The sequence below is a fragment of the Anaerotignum lactatifermentans genome (assembly GCF_016902535.1).
Lineage (GTDB): Bacteria > Bacillota > Clostridia > Lachnospirales > Anaerotignaceae > Anaerotignum > Anaerotignum lactatifermentans_A.
In genome coordinates this window covers 39,334-52,308 of the sequence record NZ_JACSNY010000003.1, presented here as the reverse complement: position 1 = coordinate 52,308, position 12,975 = coordinate 39,334, and the positions used below count along the sequence as shown (strand labels likewise).

The 12,975-nt window shown below is 50.6% G+C and carries 12 protein-coding genes; 1 reads left to right on the top strand and 11 read right to left on the bottom strand.

Annotated elements, in window-relative coordinates; all coding sequences use genetic code 11:
• Positions 1-37: 37 nt before the first annotated feature.
• The 7 genes from H9X84_RS03150 to H9X84_RS03120 all read right to left on the bottom strand — a co-directional run bounded on the left by H9X84_RS03150 (position 38) and on the right by H9X84_RS03120 (position 7,628).
• Positions 38-277: a hypothetical protein gene (locus tag H9X84_RS03150; RefSeq protein WP_205132882.1), complete on the bottom strand. Its 240-nt coding sequence runs from the start codon at positions 275-277 to the stop codon at positions 38-40.
• Positions 278-715: 438 nt separating this feature from the next.
• Positions 716-1,561 carry a tyrosine-type recombinase/integrase gene (locus H9X84_RS03145; RefSeq protein ID WP_330612247.1) on the bottom strand — a complete coding sequence of 282 codons (846 nt, stop codon included), beginning with the start codon at positions 1,559-1,561 and terminating at the stop codon, positions 716-718.
• Positions 1,562-1,916: 355 nt separating this feature from the next.
• Positions 1,917-2,669, bottom strand: coding sequence for a sulfite exporter TauE/SafE family protein (locus H9X84_RS03140; protein ID WP_205132880.1), 753 nt, complete (start codon positions 2,667-2,669; stop codon positions 1,917-1,919).
• Positions 2,670-2,890: 221 nt separating this feature from the next.
• Positions 2,891-5,881, bottom strand: a complete 2,991-nt coding sequence (locus H9X84_RS03135) for an S-layer homology domain-containing protein (protein ID WP_205132879.1) — start codon at positions 5,879-5,881, stop codon at positions 2,891-2,893.
• Between the two features lie 238 nt (positions 5,882-6,119).
• Entirely contained in the window at positions 6,120-6,338 is a 219-nt protein-coding gene (locus H9X84_RS03130) for a hypothetical protein (RefSeq protein ID WP_205132878.1), read from the bottom strand.
• Positions 6,339-6,538: 200 nt separating this feature from the next.
• Positions 6,539-6,736 carry a hypothetical protein gene (locus tag H9X84_RS03125; RefSeq protein WP_205132877.1) on the bottom strand — a complete coding sequence of 66 codons (198 nt, stop codon included), beginning with the start codon at positions 6,734-6,736 and terminating at the stop codon, positions 6,539-6,541.
• A 1-nt stretch (position 6,737) separates the two neighbouring features.
• Complete coding sequence (locus H9X84_RS03120; protein ID WP_205132876.1) at positions 6,738-7,628, bottom strand: AraC family transcriptional regulator; 891 nt, start codon at positions 7,626-7,628, stop codon at positions 6,738-6,740.
• Between the two features lie 110 nt (positions 7,629-7,738).
• Between H9X84_RS03120 and H9X84_RS03115 the strand changes: the two genes are divergently transcribed.
• The gene (locus H9X84_RS03115) at positions 7,739-8,887 is read left to right on the top strand and encodes an MFS transporter (protein WP_205132875.1); all 1,149 of its coding nucleotides are present in this window, start codon (positions 7,739-7,741) and stop codon (positions 8,885-8,887) included.
• 102 nt (positions 8,888-8,989) lie between these two features.
• Here the strand turns inward: H9X84_RS03115 and H9X84_RS03110 are convergent, their stop codons facing one another.
• The 4 genes from H9X84_RS03110 to pgeF form a co-directional block, all read right to left on the bottom strand.
• The gene (locus H9X84_RS03110; RefSeq protein WP_205132874.1) at positions 8,990-9,979 is read right to left on the bottom strand and encodes an NAD(P)H-dependent glycerol-3-phosphate dehydrogenase; all 990 of its coding nucleotides are present in this window, start codon (positions 9,977-9,979) and stop codon (positions 8,990-8,992) included.
• Positions 9,980-9,995: 16 nt separating this feature from the next.
• Entirely contained in the window at positions 9,996-10,607 is a 612-nt protein-coding gene (gene plsY / locus H9X84_RS03105) for a glycerol-3-phosphate 1-O-acyltransferase PlsY (protein ID WP_205132873.1), read from the bottom strand.
• 1 nt (position 10,608) lies between these two features.
• Positions 10,609-11,934, bottom strand: coding sequence for a ribosome biogenesis GTPase Der (gene der, locus H9X84_RS03100; protein ID WP_205132872.1), 1,326 nt, complete (start codon positions 11,932-11,934; stop codon positions 10,609-10,611).
• Positions 11,935-12,162: 228 nt separating this feature from the next.
• The gene (pgeF, locus tag H9X84_RS03095) at positions 12,163-12,972 is read right to left on the bottom strand and encodes a peptidoglycan editing factor PgeF (protein ID WP_205132871.1); all 810 of its coding nucleotides are present in this window, start codon (positions 12,970-12,972) and stop codon (positions 12,163-12,165) included.
• Between the last annotated feature and the right edge of the window lie 3 nt (positions 12,973-12,975).

The window sequence follows — 12,975 nt, the reverse complement described above, 5'->3', positions numbered from 1 at the left end:
GATAAAAATATACTTTTTCTTCTTTCTTGTTGCAGGATCATACCAGCCCTTCCACCAGTCTGTTCTTCGCAGCCGCAGCTGTCTCTTCTGCCGCTTCGCCCACAAGGTACACCAGCGCATCATTCCAGACCTGAAGATCATAGGCTTCCGGTGCGATTTTCTTCAGCCTTTCCGCTAATTCCCGCTTTCTCTCCGGGGATAAAAAACGCAGATCAGACAGGTAATCACATTTCATTTCATCAGCCAACAGATCCAGCAATGGTAATCCTACTTTCATTCTCCGTTTCACCTCCTTACATTTCGGCCTCCGCTTTTTTCTGGAAATTTCTGTATTTTTCTGAAAACACACTTCCTCACTGTTTGTCTGTTACTCTTTGCGCGGTTCTGCCATATTTCTTATGTTCATCCTTTTTTATCCCCTCCCATCACAAAATCAACATTTTGTGATAGAAAAAAATTCTCCTGCGCAAATCTTAAAAAAGATTGCCTGATGAATTAGTAATTTTTTGATTATTTATAGTCCATTTCTATTGATTGCAAAATAAAAGAGCATAATAAACCAAGCCGTGAAAATCAGTAATTTTACGGTTTTATTTTTATGCTCAAAAATTGGAATTACATTGAGTTTCCTGTTAAATTATGTTACAATTTCTCCATAATATGTATCTAAGAAGCATTTTTAGAACTGCATTTTGAGACAAAATGTTGATTTTGTTTACAACACCAGTCCCAGCCGTTCCATCTGCCTTTGATGCTCTTCCCCTGTGGCAACAAGATAAATACGGGTTGTTTCTACATTAGAATGTCCCAGGACATCAGCCAGTTTGATAATATCCTTGCTTGCCTTGTAAAATATCCGGGCAAAAAGATGGCGCAAATTATGCGGGAATACTTTAGATGGTTCTATCTTTGCAAATTTACACAAACCTTTCAGTTCCGCCCAGATTTGGCGTCTGCCAATTTCTTTTCCGCTTTTGGTACGAAAAATAATACCGGAAGCGATTTTTTCTTTTTTGGCGTATTTCAATAGCTTCCTGCACAGCTTCGCAGGCAGCAGAATCATACGTATTTTCCCTTTCATCGAAATCTCCGCTTTTCCCTGCCTTGCCGCCTCCACCGTGATATATTTTACCTCACTGACCCGGATGCCTGTAGCGCAAATGGTTTCTATCATCAGCGCCAGCCGGTCTTTCCCTTTTTCCCGTGCGCAAAAAAGCAAGCGCTGATAATCCATCCGATTCAATTCCTTCTTGGAATCACGAAACAGCCGGCGCTGGACGCAAAGGAACCTGACATGACAGTCCTCCCATCCCAAAAATCTGAACAGCCCATTCACCGAGGAAAGCATGGCATTGATCGTCACAGGCGCGTAGCCCCGCTCCAAAAGGCTGGCCTTCCACCCAGCCGCAAGTTCCTTCGTTACTTCTCTTTCCTCTGCCCATTGGGCAAATGCCATCGTATCCCGCAGATACTTTTCTATGGTACCCTTGCTGCGGTCCTGCATGGACAGATACAGACCGTATGCTCTGATCTGATATTCTGTTAATCGACGGTTGTTCACAATATATCCCTCCATTTTTCATATTTGTACGTTTCATTTTGCCATAGATTTCTTTGGAAAGGCACTGCTTTCAGATAATCCTTTTTTTGCAAAAAAATAAGGCAGGTCTTTTCTATATAGGAATCCTGCCCTATTTTACTCCTATGTATTCCTCTTCCCAGCCATCTCTCCTCCAGCCGGAGCATAGCAAATCCAAACCGTTCGTATTCTGACAATGCCTGTCGCTTTCCTGTTGTGCCTCCTCTTTTTCCGACATCTGCCGGATCGTTTCGCACAAATCGTATAAACCGTTTTTTGCTTTTTATGTAACATCGGGAAGTGCCATAAAAATCTGGAAAAAAACAAGCTGCGGCATCTATGCCAGCAGCTCGTACAATGTTTTGATAAAGAAAATAACAAGGACAAAAATCATCACCGGCTTGACTACTCTGGCCCCGGATTTGGAGAAGCACCGGGCCCCCAGATAATTGCCGCAGATAGAAAACAGCCCCGCCGTCAGTCCCAGCAGAAGCAGCACTGTGCCGCTGGTCAGATATACCGTCAGCGCTGTAATATTCGTCGTCAGATTGATGGCCTTCGTGACCCCCGCCGCCTTCTGCAACGGAAGTCTTGCCAGTCCTGTCAGCAAGAGCATCAGAAAGGTTCCTGTCCCGGGTCCATACAGCCCATCATAAATGCCGATGAAAAAAGCCACTGCCGCCACAAGCGCCCTGGTTCGGAGGCTGGAAGCATAACTTTCCGTTTCTTCTCTTTCCATCCTGCGGCCAAACATTACATAGGCCCCCGTCACCGGCAGCACTACCAGCATAATAACCCGAAACACCCCATCAGGGATCAAAAGTGCGGCTCTCGCCCCAATCCATGCCCCGGCCAATGCCAGCAGCACGCCAAACACCGCTTCCCGAACGGGAATATATCCCTTGCGCCAGAACCGCCAGGTAGCCACCGCCGTTCCCATACCGGCACTAAGCTTATTGGTGCCGATGGCCATATGTACCGGCAAACCTGCAATCAGATAGGCCGGCAGAGAAATCAGGCCTCCGCCGCCGGCAATGGCATCCACAAACCCCGCCAGAAACGCCAGCGGGCACACAATCAGAAATTCCATGTTATCCTTCCCCCCAATTTTTCACTCCTCTTTTTATACCACAGCGGCGTTTTTTATTCAATGAAAAATTTTATCTCGCACAAAAAAGACCTATGGCAGGAATCATTTTCCCGAACAGCAAAAAACCGCCGGAATCCTTATGATACAAAAGATTCCAGCGGTTCTTTTCATGGAATGACTTTCAGAAGGACCATCCGTCTTTCTTTGTCAAATCCGCTTTCTTATTTTACAACGTTTTTGCAGAAATTCATCAGCATAGTCGCTACCTGTGCTCTGGTGGAGTCCTTGCCCGCGTCCAGTGTCACGTTGGAAGTACCGTTGACTACGCCTGCCGCGTTTGCCCACTGCATTGCAGTTACAGCATAGCCGCTGACATTTGACGCGTCTGTATAACCGCTCAGGTCTGCCTGTACGCTGGTATTATATCCCTTCATCTGCGCATAACGATACAGCATGGATGCCAGCTGCTCTCTGGAAACAGCGCCGTCCAGATTTGTGCCGTCGGAAATGCCGTTTGCCACAGCCCATGTGCGGCCTGCTTCGTACCAGTTTGCACCGCTACCTGTTGCCATGCCGTCCAGTCTTGCCAGTACGGTCCATACCATTGCTCTTGTCATGGTGCCGTCAGGTGTAAAGGCCTTTTCGCCTGTACCAGCAAACAGTTCACGGCTGGCCGCGAACTGTACCGCATCGCTGCCCCAGTAGCTGTCTGCCACATCGTTAAATTCTTTGCTGTTGTCTACGATCTTAACGGTCATATTGCCCTCTACGGTCAATACAATACCGTTTTCGCCCACCAGGGAAGTTTTTACAACGGTTTCTCTGCCGGATTCGTCTACTACAACCGCTACGGTGCCTGCGGTCATATTCTTAACGGGAATCTCTACTTTTGTTGCTTCATCGCCTTTGACTTCGATCTCCACCGCTGTCGCGTCAGAAGCGTCCTTTTCCGCTCTTACGGAAGGGATGGGCAGTGCCACAACCTCATTTTCTTTCGCAGCTTCCTCGGAAACGCTGACTTCTGTCTTTGTCACGCCATCCGCGTCTACGGTTACTTTAGATGTAGTACCATCCACCTGTTCCACGGTCGTTGTTACAGCGCCATCTTTCGTTTCCACGGTTTCTGTTTTATTGCCTTCTTTATCTGTTTCTGTGGTCGTAACAGTACCGTCTTTTGTTTCTGTCACTTCTACCTTGGAACCATCCTTGTTTTCGGTGGTTTCTGTTTTTGTACCATCAGGCTTTGTTACCACTGTTACAGTGGAACCGTCCTTGTTTTCGGTGGTTTCTGTCTTTGTGCCGTCAGGCTTTGTCACTGTTGTTGTGGTGGAACCGTCTTTGTTTTCAGTGGTTTCTGTTGTGGTACCGGTGCTGCCGGAGCTGCTTCCGCCAGTGGAGCTGTCAGAAGAGCTGCTGGAAGAGGATTTCTTGGATACATAGAAATTCGTTCCATCTGTTTTTACTCTATACCCAGAAGCAACATATGCGCTGGGATCAGAAGAAAATGTACCGCCAGTAACTGTTACCGCGTCTTTTGCCACACCATCGATTTCAAGAGCGCCCTTTGCCTCACTGCCCTTGAACACGCCGTTAGCAATACGCAGGCTGCCCAGATAGCTGGTCAGCTCTGTACTGTCATTGGTGATCCATTTATCCCCTGATTTTTCCAGGCGATATACGGAAATGGCGCTGTTATTTTTGCTGGTCAGTGTACCGCCGGTGATTGTTACATGAATTTTATCGTCATTATCCTGATAGCCGCCGCCTCTGGAAATCAGAGAAAGAGCCGCGCCATCGATGGCTGTGCCATCCCCTTCTGCCGCTGTTTTGGAAGGGAATTCCGTATAATCCGCCTGAGCAATGATCTTGCCGCCGGTAATGGTTACCCGGCCCGCGCCGCAGTACTGCACACCGCTTGCACTTACTATTGTGCCGCCATTGATAGTCAAATCACCCAGCTGAGGATGGTAAATTGCTACTGCATCATCAGGAGATCCTTCAGCCTCTACCCCCTCAATATAACCACTGTTAATCGTAATTTGGGTATTGTCTTCTGTACCGTTTCCGACAATCCCGTAATACAGGCCTTTGATAGTGGCGCCGTCAACAGTCAGTTTTGTATTCGCCTTTAAAAGAATCCCTGCACTGGCAGTGCTCTCAATCGATACATTTTTTCCAACGGTAAAACTGCCGCCTGCCAGGATATCCACAACCGCATTTTTGTCGCTAACTACCTTGCCGCCTTCCTTACTGCTTTTCAGCGTTAAATCACCGGAAACAAACAGTCTCCTTCCTTTGCTCCCATTATCGATCGTAATGGTATGGCCATCCAAATCTACCGTAAAGGCATTTCCAGATGCCAAAGGCAGTGCTGTCAGCATTGTATCATAGTTGATATCTTCCGACAGCACAATAGTTCCGCCCTTTACTGTAAGTTCTGCGTTTTCCACTTTGTGTACCGCACCATGGAAAGTACCGCCGGTGATTACAGCGCCGGAAATATCGCTGGCTGCGTTTTCTACATAAACGGCGTTCTTTTCAGCGATAGTGCCTTCGTTAAAAGTCAGTTTTGCATCAACTGCTGTACCAGTTCTCTTGTCCACATTGACGCCGCCCCAGCCATTATTTTCTGTTGTAAGGCCATCGACCGTTACTTCGGAGCTGTTGACTACCAGACCATAGCCTTTGTTATTTTTGCTTGTTACATTTTTGATCTTTGTCCCTGTGGTATTGTAAGACTGTACGCCATGCTGTGTTAAACCATCGCCATCAATGACGAGATCATTCACTGCAACATTTTTCGCCATAATGTTCAATACATGTACAGAAGACGCACTTGTTCCTGTTGCCGTAATTTTATGACCATTACCGTTAATCGTCATAGATTTGGTAATATCCAGAGCACCATAATTATTCGCTGCGGTTGAAATATCTACAGTTGTATCCTCCAGCAGATCCAGGACTACTTCCCCTTCTGCTCTATTTGCAGCAACCACAGCATTCGCCAATGTCTCATAGCCCGTTGCCTGGCCATCTACTGTTACAGAAGCCACATCTGCAATCTTCGCATCCTCCTGTCCTTCCGCGGAATCCTCAGTTCCCAGTGTGCTGATTTCTCCCTCTGTGCTGACCACAGCAGCGGTCTGCTCGCTTCCATCTTCCGCGTATGCTACCACAGACATGGAAGAAATCGCCATGGATGCCATGAGCATATAGGCAAGTCCTTTTTAGCCAAGTGTTTTTTCATTTTCTATTTCTCCTCCTCAATACATTTTATCTACAGGAAATCTATTTCCCTTTTGAAACTTATTCCTTCTCTTTTGTTGCATGATTTTCATAAATCATGAAAACCATACAACAATATATCACTAATTTTTGATAAAATCAATGTCATTCAAGAAAAAAATTTTTATTCGAATTAAAATAATTCATTTTTCTTTGAGAAACGGCTTATTTCCGGGCTTTTCCCATACCTATGCAATTTCTTCCAGAGAAAAGCAAATTTCCTTTTGGAGAAACAACATATCCCGGCCTGCTGCAAAAACAGGGCTTTCTCCTATTCCTTCCCCTGTATGCCAGAAGAGCCGCAACCCTGCTTCCCACTGCCAACAGGAAGAAAATCTTATTTCTTGCGGAATGAGATATTATGTTTCTTATAAATAAATCCATTTCATCCTTATTTAACCAGAATTATTGTATCATCTTTTAGTATAAGACGCAAGTTAAATCACATGTCTTTTAGATACAATTTCTATATAAATACTATGAAATGTTTGTCCGAATTGCCACAAAACGCCCTGTTTCCACTTTTTTCTCCATAAAAAAGAGCGTCCCCTCGTCGCTGACGAAGATCACGCTCTTTCTTCTTACTATCTCCCAAATCCCAACAGCCAGAACCACACCCATCCGGCAAAGGCCACGCCTCCGGCACAGCGGTAGGCCAGCAGCAGCCGCCAGCTGGGCGCTTCTCCCGGCGAGAAATTTCCATAAAATATCTTCCAGATCCGTTCCGGGAAAAATACCATAGCCCCGCAGGCGCACAGACACAGCACATCCAGCCAGGTCATCCTATACACGCCCCTTTCGATAGGCACTGGGTGTCAGCAGGAAATATTTCCGGAAGGTCTGGGCAAAATGGCTGGGATCATCAAAGCCGCAGCGGATGCCGATCTCCGCCACCGGCAAATCTGTCTCCCGCAAAAGCGCCGCCGCCTGGGATACCCGATACCGCAGCAGATACTGCAAAGGCGATACGCCGATGGTCCGCTGGAAACAGCGCAGGCATTCTCGCTGGCCAATATTGGCGGCCCGGGCGATCTGTTCCAGCCCCAGCGGATGGCTGTATTCCTTCCAGATCAGCTCCAGCATCTTACGCAGACGCTGAGCATCGATGCTCTGTCGCTGGGTCTCCGCCGCCTTAGGCCGTGTATTGGAATATAGAATACTCCAGAAGCGGCTAAGGGACGAACGCACCTCCCACTCATAGCCTTCTTCCCTTTCTTCCAGCAGAGCCGTGGTCCGGCGAACTTCCTCCAGCATGCTTTTCTGCCATTCCTCCTCCGGCGACAGCCGCAGTCCTTTGATGCCGCTATACTCCATGAGAGGAGAAACATATTTCCGATAGAACACCGTATCGCTGCCGCCGCTGATAAGACGGATATGGAATACGGCGGAACGCACTCTGCCGCCCTCGCCCTCCGCCTGGAGGCTGTGGAGCACATTGGCGTTGATAAAGGCGCCTTCCCCCGTTTTCAGGCTCCAGTGGCAGTCCGGCAGACAGACCTGTACCATCCCTTCCGTTACAAAAAGCATCTCCGCTTCCTCGTGCCAGTGCCAGGCGATGCCGCCCTCCTCCTGCCGTACCGCCGTATCATAGCCGCCGCAGGGAAACTCCGCTGTGCCGTGGGGCCGCAGCTCCATCTGTCTGGGGTTTTTGCTCAATTCGCATGGTTGCAGCATATTCTTCCACCTCCCGTCCGTTTTCTTATAGTATAAGTCCATTATCTTATTGATTCAAGTCGGATCTGACGGTATTTTTATAGTATTCCAGAAAACAAGGAGGAAGTTGTATGTATGCACTGTTATTGGCACTGATCTATCTGTGCTTTATTTCTCTGGGCCTGCCGGACGCTTTGCTGGGCTCCGCCTGGCCGCAGATGCGGCTGACTCTGGGCGCACCTTTGGCCTGGGGCGGTTTTCTTTCTTTGCTCATTACCTGCGGCACCATATTATCCAGTCTGGCCAGCGGCTTTCTGCTGCGGCGCTTTTCCACCGGCCGGCTGACGGCAATCAGTGTGGCTATGACGGCCGCCGCCCTATGGGGGTTTTCCGTCTCCCGCAGTTTTCCCGCCCTCTGCCTGTGGTGTATCCCCTATGGACTGGGCGCCGGCTGTGTAGATGCCGGTCTGAATCATTTTGTGGCCCTGCGCTACGAAGCGAAGCACATGAACTGGCTCCACTGCTTCTGGGGCATCGGCGCCACCGCCGGGCCTCTGCTCATGGGCCAGTGTCTTTCCCAGGGCTTGGGATGGCAGCGGGGCTACGGCCTGATCTCCGGCATCCAGATTCTTCTGGCGGCAGTACTGCTGTTCAGCCTGCCTGTTTGGAAACACCAGCCGCCCCAGAGGGAGGCAGTCCTTTCCGTGGAAGAAAGCACCGCCGCTCCTTCCCGAAAGAAAAGCGTTATCCTTCCGGCGCTGACCGCCTTTTTCCTCTACTCCGCCGTAGAGCTGACCACAGGGCTGTGGGGCAGTTCCTTTTTAACGGAATACCACGGTCTTTCGGCGGATACCGCCGCCCAGTGGATCTCCCTGTTCTATCTGGGCATCACCCTGGGGCGGCTGGGCAGCGGCTTCCTTTCCATCCGTCTGTCCGATGATGCCATGATCCGGCTGGGAGAAGTGATCTGTCTGCTGGGTATTCTGGCCCTGCTTCTGCCTTTGCCCGACGGTTTCCTGCGGTGGGGCCTTTTGCTGACAGGTCTGGGTTGCGCCCCCATTTACCCGGCCATGCTCCACGCCACCCCGAAACGCTTCGGCACCACGGCGGCACAGTCCCTGATGGGTGTGCAGATGGCCTGCTCCTATCTGGGGTGTACCCTGATGCCGCCATTGACGGGCCTGCTCCTTTCCCATATTTCCATGGGGCTGTTCCCTGCCGCTTTGCTGGTATTCCTGCTGCTGATGGCGGGGATGTCGCAAGCCGCCGCCAGAGCGTAAAAAAAATGACGTTTTCCTTTCGGAAACGTCATTTTTTTACAGGTATCCTCCTAAGAAAACCAATGTTTTTTAAGGGGAACCTGCTTTATGTATTTGCCATTTTTATTCGCTCTTGCCCTGTCTTGTCATCAGCTCCAGCACCGCCTCCTGGGTGCCTTTGCCATGGAAGAGCACGTCATTGATGGCCTGGGTAATAGGCAGGTCCACGTGGTATTTTTCCGCCAGATGGCAGGCCGCCTGTACGGTATTAACACCCTCTACGACCATCTGCACCTGATCCAGCGTCTCCTGCAGGCTCTTGCCCTGGCCCAGCAGGATGCCGGCCCGGCGGTTTCTGGAATGCATACTGGTACAGGTCACAATCAGGTCGCCGATGCCGGAAAGTCCGGCGAAGGTATCGGCCTTGCCGCCCATGGCAATGCCCAGACGCTTCATTTCGGCAATGCCTCTTGTCATCAGAGCCGCCTTGGAGTTATCCCCAAAGCCCAGACCGTCGTTCATGCCCGCCGCCAGCGCGATGATATTTTTCATGGCGGCGCCCATTTCTACACCGACCACATCTGTATTGGTATACAGCCGGAATCTGGGGTTCATAAACTCCTCCTGCACCATCTTGGCGGTAGCCTCGTCCTCAGAAGCGATCAGGCAGGTGGTGGGGATCTCCCGGGCTACCTCCTCCGCATGGCTGGGGCCCGACAGAACGCAGATCTTACACTGGGGGGCGCATTCCCCAATGACCTGGGACAGCCGCAGCAGACTGCCGTCCTCCAAGCCTTTTGCCACATTCACCAGTACTGTGCCTTCCTTCAACACCGGGGAAAAATCCGTGATAGTACTGCGCACCGCGCGGGAGGGTACCGCGGAAATGACAATCTCGGCGCCTTCCACTGCCGCCGCCCGGTCGGTGGTGGCCGTCAATCCTTCCGGCAGAAGAACTCCCGGCAGATATTTCTCATTTGTATGCTTTTCGTTGATCTCGTCTACGGCCGCCTGACTTCTGGCCCACATCTTTACCTCATGGCCGTGGTTAACCAGCATCATTGCCAATGCCGTTCCCCAGCTGCCGGAGCCGATCACTGCTACCTTTTTCATCCCAAGACCACCTTTCTCATACCTTCTTTGTTAATGTAAACTTGTTTTCGTTGCCTTCCAGCAGACGCTTCATATTGCTGCGGTGCTTCCACAGCGCCAGAGCGGACAGAGCCGTCAGGACGACCGCCGCCTCCATTGGCAGGCCAAAGACCCACGCGCTGGCACAGATGCAGATGGAAAATAATATGGAGCCCACAGAAATATATTTTGTCAGAACAGCCGCGCCCAGGCCGATCACATAGGAAACGGCCAGCAGCTGCCAGGACTGGGTCAGTCCGATGCACAGCACCATGCCGATGGTAGCCGCGATGCCCTTTCCGCCTTTGAAATGCAGGTAGAAAGGAAAATCATGGCCCAGTATGGTCCCGGCACAGCCATAGATCCCCGCCAGAAAAGCCTGGTCGGGAAAAATCCAGCTGGCTACCAGAAAACTGACAACGCCCTTTAAAATATCCCCAATAAAGGTCACAGCTCCGGCCTTGAAGCCCAGCACCCGCAGGGCGTTGGTGGTGCCCAGATTGCCGCTGCCCTTCTTGCTCAAGTCTGTTTTGCACAGCTTCCCCATGATAAACGCCGTCTGGATACAGCCGATGGCGTACCCGATGGCCAAACAAATCAGTCGAAACATATCAATCCTTATCCCCTTTTTCTCTGACGATAAAATGAATGGGCGTTCCCATAAAACCAAAGGCTTCTCTCAGCTGATTTTCGATATATCTGCGGTAAGAGAAATGGAACAGCTCTCTTTCGTTGACGAAAATAACGAAGGTAGGGGGTTTGACCGATACCTGTGTCATATAGTACAGCCGCAGCTGTCTGCCCTTGTCGGCAGGAGGCTGCTGCATAGCCGTGGCTTCAATCAAAACTTCATTCAAAACGCCGGTGCTGATACGCAGGGCGTGGTTTTCATTGACGGTGCGGATCATTTCCAAAAGACGGTTCACCCGCTGGCCCGTCTGAGCGGAAATAAACACTCTGGGGGCATAGGGCATATAAGCCAGTTCGTTGCCGATATCCTTCAGATACTGGTTCATGGTCTTATCATTTTTTTCAATGGAATCCCATTTATTGACGGCGATAATCGCCGCTTTCCCTCTTTCGTGGGCAATGCCGGCAATCTTTGTATCCTGATCCGTTACGCCTTCGTTGGCGTCGATGACCAGCACCGCCACATCACAGCGTTCCACCGCCGCCACAGCACGGATGATGCTGAAACGCTCGATCTCTTCCTTGATCTTGCTTTTGCGGCGCATCCCCGCCGTATCAATAAAGACATATTTCTGGCCGTCCACCTCAATGGGAGAGTCGATGGCGTCTCTGGTGGTACCGGGGATATTGCTGACAATAAGCCTGTCCTCCCCTAAAATCCGGTTGATGAGCGAGGATTTGCCTACATTGGGCTTGCCGATAATGGCTACCTTGATGGCGTCATCCTCTTCCTGATGGTCGCTTTCCTCCGGGAAATGAGCAACCACCTCATCCAGCATATCGCCCAGCCCCAGAGCCTGTCCCGCGGAAATGGGCATGGGGTCGCCGATGGCCAGCTCATAAAACTCATAGATATCCATGGTGTCCCGCTTTACGCTGTCTACTTTGTTGACCGCCAGTACCACAGGCTTTTTGGTACGGCGCAGCTTGTTTGCCACCTGTCTGTCATCATCGGTGACACCGGCCTTTACGTCCGTAACGAACAGAATCACGTCCGCTGTCTCAATGGCGATCTCCGCCTGCTGTAAGATCTGCTTCTGGATGATCTCCTCAGAACCGATCTCCATACCGCCGGTATCAATCAGTGTAAACTTATGGTTCAGCCATTCCACATCGGCATAGATCCGGTCTCTGGTTACGCCGGGGGTATCCTGCACGATGGAAATGCGCTCGCCTGCCAAACGGTTGAAAAGAGTGGACTTGCCTACATTGGGGCGGCCCACTACCGCTACAATAGGTTTGCTCATGTTGTTTCCTCCAAATTCTATCTTCATCTGTTTCCCTTCTGAAATCACACAGCACGTTTCTTTCCATCAGATGAAACAGTTTTTTCCAAGGGGCAGATGCCCCCATGATTACATTCTATGTATTATATCACAAAAAATGGCTCGCATTCAAGGTTTTCCGGCTTTTCTCCCAATTTGTACAAAAAAATAACACCCGTTTCCAAAAAAACAGATGCTATTTCCCTGATTTTATTCACAAAGGCACATGACCCCCGCCATAACGCCCCGGCGCTCGCCCATTTTCCGATGGGAATAGAACCGTTCTGTATCGCACATAGTACACAGCCCGGCGATCTCGATATTTTTTACGCCGCAGTCCGCCAGCAGACGCCGGTTGGTCTCCCACAGGTCGATTTTGTACTTTCCTTCCTCGGAAGGATCGTCAAAGATCACCTCATCAGCAAAATACAGCTGTCTGCGGAACAGGTTAACTACCGGGTCGTCCACCTGAAAGCAGCATTTCCCAATGGAGGGACCAATGGCTGCCACCAGCTTTTGCGGGTCGGTGCTGTATTCCGCCGTCATCCGCTCCACGATCTTTTTGGCCATGCCGTTGGCTGTGCCCTTCCAGCCGCAGTGGGCCATGCCGATGGCGTGATGCTCCGGGTCCAGCAGGAACACAGGCACACAGTCGGCACCGAAGATCACCAGATTGATGCCTGCCTCATCAGTCATAAGGCCGTCCACATCTTTGTATTCCCTGTCCTTTGTCACGCCGCTGCCCTTGTCCGCCGCTCCCACCTTTAAGATATTGGTGGTATGGGTCTGCTGGGTCGCCACAAAAGCGGTTTCGTCCAGCTCCAGCGCCCTTGCCAGAATCCGGTAGTTCTCCGCCACCGGCGCACGTTCCTCGCCCCGGCTGAAGCCCATATTCATAGAGGCGTAGCATCCTGTGCTGACGCCGCCGTGACGGGTGGTAAATCCGTGCTTTACCATGCCCGTTGCCGTCAGATTATCAAAGGTCACCAGTTCCAGACCGTCTTTTTCTATCAGTTTCAAGTT

Coding starts and splice junctions, on each gene's coding strand:
- H9X84_RS03110 (WP_205132874.1), bottom strand. CDS start 9,979: ATGAAAAAGGTAGCAGTGATCGGCTCCGGCAGCTGGGGAACGGCATTG.
- H9X84_RS03115 (WP_205132875.1), top strand. CDS start 7,739: ATGTATGCACTGTTATTGGCACTGATCTATCTGTGCTTTATTTCTCTG.
- H9X84_RS03120 (WP_205132876.1), bottom strand. CDS start 7,628: ATGCTGCAACCATGCGAATTGAGCAAAAACCCCAGACAGATGGAGCTG.
- H9X84_RS03150 (WP_205132882.1), bottom strand. CDS start 277: ATGAAAGTAGGATTACCATTGCTGGATCTGTTGGCTGATGAAATGAAA.
- H9X84_RS03140 (WP_205132880.1), bottom strand. CDS start 2,669: ATGGAATTTCTGATTGTGTGCCCGCTGGCGTTTCTGGCGGGGTTTGTG.
- plsY (WP_205132873.1), bottom strand. CDS start 10,607: ATGTTTCGACTGATTTGTTTGGCCATCGGGTACGCCATCGGCTGTATC.
- H9X84_RS03125 (WP_205132877.1), bottom strand. CDS start 6,736: ATGACCTGGCTGGATGTGCTGTGTCTGTGCGCCTGCGGGGCTATGGTA.
- der (WP_205132872.1), bottom strand. CDS start 11,934: ATGAGCAAACCTATTGTAGCGGTAGTGGGCCGCCCCAATGTAGGCAAG.
- H9X84_RS03135 (WP_205132879.1), bottom strand. CDS start 5,881: ATGCTCATGGCATCCATGGCGATTTCTTCCATGTCTGTGGTAGCATAC.
- H9X84_RS03130 (WP_205132878.1), bottom strand. CDS start 6,338: ATGGATTTATTTATAAGAAACATAATATCTCATTCCGCAAGAAATAAG.